5 protein-coding genes are annotated in these 7713 nt (G+C 72.1%); all 5 read right to left on the bottom strand.

Translation table 11 applies throughout. The features are described from left to right. Positions 1-227: 227 nt before the first annotated feature. Positions 228-1460, bottom strand: a complete 1233-nt coding sequence (gene rodA / locus QOZ89_RS41370; RefSeq protein WP_071048611.1) for a rod shape-determining protein RodA — start codon at positions 1458-1460, stop codon at positions 228-230. A gap of 125 nt (positions 1461-1585) precedes the next feature. After that, on the bottom strand, positions 1586-3910 hold the full coding sequence (gene mrdA, locus QOZ89_RS41375; RefSeq protein ID WP_071048610.1) for a penicillin-binding protein 2: 2325 nt from the start codon (positions 3908-3910) through the stop codon (positions 1586-1588). 25 nt (positions 3911-3935) lie between these two features. Beyond that, positions 3936-4481, bottom strand: a complete 546-nt coding sequence (gene mreD / locus QOZ89_RS41380) for a rod shape-determining protein MreD (protein WP_071048609.1) — start codon at positions 4479-4481, stop codon at positions 3936-3938. Next, positions 4478-5359, bottom strand: coding sequence for a rod shape-determining protein MreC (mreC, locus tag QOZ89_RS41385; RefSeq protein ID WP_083418556.1), 882 nt, complete (start codon positions 5357-5359; stop codon positions 4478-4480). The genes mreD and mreC overlap by 4 nt, the downstream gene beginning before the upstream one ends. A 543-nt stretch (positions 5360-5902) precedes the next feature. Next, positions 5903-6934, bottom strand: coding sequence for a rod shape-determining protein (locus tag QOZ89_RS41390; protein WP_071048608.1), 1032 nt, complete (start codon positions 6932-6934; stop codon positions 5903-5905). Positions 6935-7713 lie beyond the last annotated feature (779 nt).

Genomic DNA, 7713 nt, shown 5'->3' on the forward strand with positions numbered 1-7713 from the left:
ACCAGTCCGAGGCTGGGTGGGGTCGGCGGCGTTCAAGCGGCACGCAACCGTGCTGGCGCGGAGGCGCGCCTCCGCGGAGGCCCAGCCACGGAGCGAAGCGAACGTGGTTGGGCCGCAGCGGAGGTCGCCGGAGCGCCCGTGAGCGCAGGAGGACGGCGCGCGGAGGTCCCTTGGGAGCGAAGCGAGTAAGGGGCCGGAGCGCGCCGTCCGGACGGAGCGAACCAATGTCACAGCGCGTACGGGTCTGTGCGCGACCTGAGCCGCACGTTCTGCAGCAGGCCCACGGCCAGCATGTTCGCGAACATCGCCGAGCCGCCGTAGGAGACGAACGGCAGCGGAAGGCCCGTAACCGGCATGATGCCCAACGTCATCCCGACGTTGACGAACGCCTGGAACGCGAACCAGCACACCACCCCGGTGCCGACCAGCGCGCCGAAGGAGTCGTCGGAGTCCTTGGCGATGGACAGCGCCCGCCACAGCACCACCCCGAGCGCGGCCAGCACCCCGCCGGCACCGACGAAGCCGAGTTCCTCGCCGGCGACGGTGAACACGAAGTCGGTCTGCTGCTCGGGCACGAACTGCCCCTGGGTCTGCTGGCCGTGCAGCAGGCCGCGGCCGAAGATCCCGCCGTTGGCGATCGCCGTCTTGGCCTGGTCGACGTTGTACCCGGTGGTCGAGTTGCTGGCCGCGTCGGCCGAGACGAACGAGGTGAGCCGTGCCTCCTGGTAGGGCTTGAGCAGGTGGAACTGCAGGATCGCCGCACCGAACAGGACGCCGCCGAGCAGCAGCCCGAGCACCCAGCGCCGTGGCGCGCCGCTGACGGCCAGCATGCCGAGGATGACGAAGACCAGCACCATCACGGTGCCGAAGTCCGGCTGCAGCATGATCAGGCCGATCGGCACCAGCGTGAGCGTGAGGACGACGATCACGTCGACGTCACCGGGGCGCGTCGAGCGCACTCCTTCGCGGCTGTCGCGTTTCTCGCCGAGGATCATCGCCACGCCGACGATCAGCGCGACCTTGGCGAACTCCGACGGCTGCAGCTGGAAGCCGGCGGGCAGCACGATCCACGAGTGCGCGCCGTTGATCGTGCTGCCGACGAGGAGCACAGCGACCAGCCCTACCAACGAGCCCAGGTAGACGAACGGGGCATAGGCACGCAGCAGCCGGTAGTCGAGCAGCATCGCCCCCGTGGCGAGCACGAGGCCGATCGCCAGGTTCAGCAGGTGGCGCTTGAGGAAGTCGTTCGGGTCGGCGCCGGCGTCCGCGAGCCGCTGACGGGTCGCGGACCAGACGAGCAGCGCGCCGAGCACGGACAACGCCAGCACGGCGCCCATCAGCACCCAGTCGAGCCGGCGGAGCGGCGAGTGCCGTCCGGAGGCCCGGTCGCGCAGCTGCCCGATCCTGCCGCGCAGCGCGACCGGCGACGACCGCAGCGCGGTCGATCCGAGCTCGTCCACGGTTCCTCCTCCCGGATCCGGGTCCGTGCCGCACCCGCGCCCGCGCCTGCGCCTGCGCCCACCGGGCCTGGAACTGGGGCCGGGGCGCGTGCGCGTTCTTCCCCCCGTCGGATGACGTCCGCCGGTTACCCGGCGGAGCCGGCTGGTGGCGCGCGGGGCCCGGCGGACGGGCTAGTGGGCCCCACGGCCGCGTCAGTGGCCGCCGCGGGGGACGTGGTGAGGGCCGCCGGAGCCACGGCGCGCGCGCCGCCGGCGGCCGGCGGGGAGGCGCCGTCGGGCGGTGGGGTCGCCGCGGCCGGGCCCGGGGTCACCGCCGCCCCGCCCGTCGCGTCCGCCGGGGCCGGCGCGAGCGAGGCGTCGCGGCCGACCGCGGGCAGCGCCGACGGCGGCAGGCCGCCGGGCAGCTCCGCCGGGCGGCCGACGCCGAAGATCGCCTGGTAGATCGCCTTCGCCACCGGCGCGGCGTAGGTGGCGCCGGTGCCGGAGTCCGGAATGGAGACGACGATGGCGTAGCGCGGGTCGTTCACCGGCGCGAACGAGGCGAACCAGGACGTGTCCTCGTGGCCCTCGACCTCGGCGGTGCCCGTCTTGCCGCCGACCGGGATGACGTTGTTGGGCCAGTCGGCGAAGACGCCGGTCGCCGTGCCGCCGCCCTCGGTGGTCACGCCGTGCAGTGAGTCGCGAATATAGGCCAGCACCTCCGGCGGGACCGGCAGCTTGTTCCTCACAACCGGCTCGAACCGCTTGACGACCTTGCCGTCCGGGGAGACGACGGCCTTGGCGAGCTGGGGCTCGTAGAGCGTCCCGCCGTTGGCGATCGCCGCGTAGGCAGCCGCCAGCTGCAGCGGGCTGATCGACAGGTACTGGCCCTGGCCGATGGCGAACTGCGCGGCCGCGCCGGCGTTGTACAGGTAGCCGTCGACGCAGGCCTCGGCGGCGTACTGCTGGTAGCGCTTGGCCGTCGCCGGGTCCCTGACGTCCGGGTAGCCGTTCTTCGCCCGCTCGCAGTAGGAGCCCTTCAGCTCCTCCCAGTTGGCTTTCGCCGCGTCCCGGTCGACGATGCTGCCGGAGGTCTCGCCCGGCAGGTCGATGCCGGTGCGCGCGCCGAAGCCCATCGCCTCGGCCATCTTCACGAAGTTCTCGGCCGGCGCCGGATAGGGGCCCTTGCCGTTGCGCAGCCCGCCGTCGCGCAGCCACTCGTCGTAGGCGAACTTGTCGAAGATCACATCGCAGGAGATCACCAGCGCCCGGTGCAGGGTGATCGGGCCGGCGGACGACCCCTCGAAGTTGTGGAAGGTCTGGCCACCGATCTGCAGCGTCGGCGCGCAGTCGAAGTTCTGGTTCGGCTTCGCGCCGAGCTTGGCCATCGCGACCGAGGTCGACACCGGTTTGAAGGTCGACCCGACGGCGCCGGAGCCCTGGTAGGCCCGCGAGAGCAGCGGGATTCCGTTGGCCGGATCGGACAGGGCCGCGTAGTCCTGCTGGGAGACCCCGCCGACGAACACCGACGGGTCGTACGAGGGCAGGCTGGCCAGGGCCACGACGCCGCCGGTCTTGACGTCCAGCACCACCGCCGAGGCCGTGCGGGCCCGCGCCCCGCCGGGCAGCTTGTCCAGGGTCGAGCGCAGCGCCTCCTCCGCGGTGGCCTGCACGCCGCGGTCCAGGTTGAGCACGAGGTGGTCGCCGGGGACGGGCGCGGAGTTCGACGCGGTGCCCGAGACCCTGCCGAACCGGTCCACCTCCAGCCCCTCGACGCCGTCGACGCCGCGAAGCTCGGAGTCGTAGACGGACTCCAGCCCCGACACGCCGACCAGGCTGTTGAGGTGGTAGGCGCCGGGCGTCGCCTCGGGGTCCTTGCCCTGTTTCTTCAGGTCGGCGGCCTGCCGGTCGAGCTGGTCCTGGCTGACCGGCGCCAGGTAGCCGAGCTCATGGGAGCCAAGCGAGCCGAACGGGTACTCGCGGACCGCCTGCAGGTCGGCGGTGACGCCGGGGAACCGCTCGGGGTGCTCGATGATCGCGAGCGCCTGGGCGGGGCTCACGTCCTTGGCGATCGGCACCGGCTGGTAGGGCGAGCCGTTCCAGCACGGCTGGGGGATCTTCGGCCCGCAGAAGCGGATCTTCTTCTCGATGTCGTCGACGGACATGCCGATCACCGACGACAGCGACGCGAAGACCGCCTTGCCGGCGTCGCGCTGCCGGTCGGTCGTCGAGCGGTTCACCGAGATGACCAGCGAGCTGCGGTTGCGCACGAGCTGCTCGCCCTGGTCGTCGAGGATCATGCCGCGCGGCGCGGAGCTGACGACCTCCCGGACCCGGTTGGTCTCGGCGACCTTGCGATAGCGGTCGCCGTCGAGGATCTGCAGCACCCACAGCCGCGCGCCGAGCGTCACCAGCAGCGAGACCGCGAGCACCCGCAGCACGACGATGCGGACGCGCATCCCGTCGTTCACGGCCGTCTCCCGCCCGCCACGCCCGTCACGACCGCCTCGCCCGCCTGGTACGGCGCACGCCGGCCGCCATGGCCGGGAACAGGAACGGGGTCAGCAGCGCCGCGTACAGCGCCGCCACCAGGGCGCGCTGGAACGCCTGACCGGGGGTGCCGGCGGCGCCGTCGCTGAGCAGGCCGGCGACGGCGACGTTCGCGATCGTCGCGCCGGCGACCGCGCCGGACACGACGACCAGCGCGATCGCGACCGACCGTTCGGTCGCGTCGGCGAGGAGGCCCACGAGGTAGCCGAGCAGGCAGCACACCAGCGCCGACCGGCCGAGCACGTGGGTGGACAGCAGGTCGCCGAACAGGCCGACGACGAACCCGAGCAGCGCGCCGGCGATGGGCCCCTCCAGGAGCGCGGCCGTGGCCAGCAGCAACAGCACCAGGTCCGGATGGCCGCCCGGCAGCGGCACTCTCGCCACCACGCTCACCTGCGCGATCGCGGCCGCCAGCAGCACGGCCGTGAGCGCGGCGAACGTCAGCGGGTGGACCTCGCCCTCGTGGTCGGGCTCGAACAGCTGCACGCTCATCCGCTGGTCCCGCCTTCCCCGGCCGGCGCGGTGCGCGGCGGCAGCACCCGGTCGCCAGGGTCGGTGGGCGGCTTGCCGACGACGATGCCGACCAGGTCGAGCGTGCCGACGGAGACGTACGGCTTCACCTCGGCCGTCCTCGACAGCCCGTCCGCGTCGGTGACCTTGGTGACCTCGCCGATCGGCACGCCGGCGACGTAGTCGAGACTGCCGAAGGTGACGAGCCGCTCGCCGGGCCGGACCCGGTACGAGGCGTCGTACAGCGTGAAGACGAGCGTGTTCGGGCCGGAGCCGCCGGCGACGGAGCCGAGCAGCTGGGTGCCCTCCAGCCGGGCCCCGATCCGGCTGCGCGGGTCGCAGAAGAGCCGGACGACGGCGGTGTGGTCGGTCAGCGAGACGACCGTGCCGACCAGGCCCTTGGAGTTGATCACGATCTTGTCGGCGGCCAGGCCGTCGGCCTTGCCGGCGTTGACGGTGACCGTCCAGTCGGTGCCGCTGACGTCACCGATGGCGATGACCCGGGCCGGGACGATCGTGTACTGGCCCTTGTCGGCGAGCAGCCGCAGGGCGGACAGCTCGGACGCCTGCCGGGTGACCTCGTCCCCGTCGGCGAGCTGGCGGCGCAGGTCGGCGTTCTCCTTGGCCAGCTCGTCGGCGCGGTCGTGGTAGCGGTTCGGGTGCAGCAGCGAGGATGCCGTCCGCCCGATCGGCCGCACGACCGTGGTCACGCCGCTCTCGACGCCGCCGACGACCGTGTGCACGACGCCGCGCGCCCCGCCGGAGCTCTCGCCGGTCCGGTAGTCGATCGTGATCAGCGCGAACGTGATGACGAGCAGGACCGCGACGACCAGCCGGGAACGCTTCAGGTCACGTCCCACGACAACTCCTCACCGTCCTCAGCCCGACGTCGCCATTCCGGGCATCGCCCGACCCGACATTCCCGTGCCCCGCGAGGCGGCTCGGCGCCAGCTCACGCCGCCCCGGTGCTGCCCTATCGCCCGCCGGCACCGACGAACCAGCCCGCCCCCGGGTTCCCACGGCCGGCGATTTCCTGGGACGTTGTTCGACCAGAGCGCAATTGTTCCGTCAACCGGACGCAGTCGCGGAAAACGACTTCACCCCGCCTTCGGCCCAACCCTCTGATCGCGGTGACCCAAAGGTTGATCGCGGTGACCCCAAGATCGGTCGAAGCCCGACATCGGGGGCAGGGGGTCGCCCCCGGAGCAATACGACCCAACCCCCTGATCACGACGACCCCTAAGGTCGGGCGAAGCCCGACACCGGGGGTCCGGACGCAGGGGTCCCCGGCTGGCCGCGCCAGCGGACAGTTGGGGGAACGGCCCCCCGGAGCAATATTGCTGAGCGGGCCCTTGGCGAAGCCGCCCAAGGGCGGCGAGCAGGGTCCACCCCTGACGGCCCGATCAGCGACGGGGCTCGGAGATGAGGACCTGCTGGAGGGCTTCGAACTCCTCGACGCATTTGCCGGAGCCCATGGCGACCGAGTGCAGGGGGTTGTCGGCGATGTGGATCGGCATGCCGGTCTCGTTGCGCAGCCGCTCGTCGAGGCCACGCAGCAACGCGCCGCCGCCGGTGAGCACGATGCCGCGGTCCATGATGTCGCCGGCCAGCTCGGGCGGGCAGCGGTCCAGGGTGACCTTGACGGCGTCGATGACCGCGTTGACCGGCTCCTCGACGGCCTTGCGGATCTCCTCGGCGGTGACGACGATCGTCTTCGGCAGGCCGGTGACGAGGTCGCGGCCACGGATCTCGGCGCTCGGCTCGTCCGGCATCTTGTGCGCCGAGCCGATCGCCATCTTGATCTCCTCGGCGGTGCGCTCGCCGAGCATCAGCGAGTACTCCTTCTTGACGTAGGAGATGATCGCCGTGTCCAGTTCGTCGCCGGCGATGCGGATGGACTGGCTGGTCACGATGCCGCCGAGCGAGATGACCGCCACCTCGGTGGTGCCGCCGCCGATGTCGACCACCATGTTGCCGGTCGGCTCGTGCACCGGCAGGCCCGCGCCGATCGCGGCGGCCATCGGTTCCTCGATGATGTAGACCCGGCGCGCGCCCGCCTCGTAGCCGGCGTCCTTGACGGCCCGCTGCTCGACGCCGGTGATGCCGCTCGGCACGCACACGACCAGCCGGGGCTTGGCGAAGTGCCGGCGGCGGTGCACTTTCTGGATGAAGTAGCGCAGCATCCGCTCGGTGGTCTCGAAGTCGGCGATCACGCCGTCCTTGAGCGGGCGGACCGCGACGACGTTGCCCGGCGTTCGGCCGATCATGCGCTTGGCGTCGGTACCGACCGCGAGGATGCCCGTGGTGGTGGTGTTGATCGCGACGACGCTCGGCTCGTTGAGCACGATCCCACGCCCGCGTACGTAGACGAGCGTGTTGGCGGTGCCGAGGTCGACCGCCATGTCACGACCGAGGAATGACAAGGAACTGGACATCGTCGGGCCGACCCTCCCGGAGATGCGGTCCTGGGCGCCGCCGCGCTCGGCCCGGGCTCACCGGACCCGTCGGCCCGCCCTCGAACAGATCAAGGTTCTTAGGCTTTGAGGCTTGGGGATGCTGCTCTGGCTTCGTTATCCCTCACTTAGGTCATACAGACTTCTACTTGACCGTGTCGACCGCGGCTGGCGCGGGGGACGCCGGCACCGCGGGATTGGAGCGGCATTTGCTTTTGTACGTCTGACGGGTGGGCCTCACGTGGGACGATTCCGGCGGTCCGGCGCGTCCCATGGCGACACCTGAAAGGTTAGACCGCGCCACCGACAGCCCGCCCCCCAGCGAGGACGTGTCACCCATGGTGCCGACCGGTCATCGCCGCCCAGCCCGGGCCTCGACGCCCATCACGGCCACCTCCGGAACCACCGGCACCCATGGGCGCGTCCGTCCGTCGACACCCCGTCCTACCCTGGCAAACCGCCCGCCCGGTCGGCGGGACGCCACGCCGGGCCGCCCGCAGGCTCACCCGGAAGGGGCGGGTCGGTGCCTGTGCGCTCGGCCCAGCCCAGGGTTTCGGCACCCGTGGCCGAGGTTCACCGCCGGGGCACGGGCCCTCAGCCCGGCCGCGCCGACCCGCGCCCAGAGGCAGGACAGGCGGGCACCCCCCGCATGAGGAGAGAACCCGGAAGACGCGGGTCAGCGTCCCGACAACTCGGTACAGCCCCGTGGGGTTTTGTGGCCGCGGCGGGGGGGGGGCGGCGGGGGCCCGCGCCCGGCCGGG

The organism is Pseudofrankia coriaricola (assembly GCF_032027725.1).
Taxonomy (GTDB): domain Bacteria; phylum Actinomycetota; class Actinomycetes; order Frankiales; family Frankiaceae; genus Pseudofrankia.

Coding starts and splice junctions, on each gene's coding strand:
- QOZ89_RS41390 (WP_071048608.1), bottom strand. CDS start 6,934: ATGTCCAGTTCCTTGTCATTCCTCGGTCGTGACATGGCGGTCGACCTC.
- mreD (WP_071048609.1), bottom strand. CDS start 4,481: ATGAGCGTGCAGCTGTTCGAGCCCGACCACGAGGGCGAGGTCCACCCG.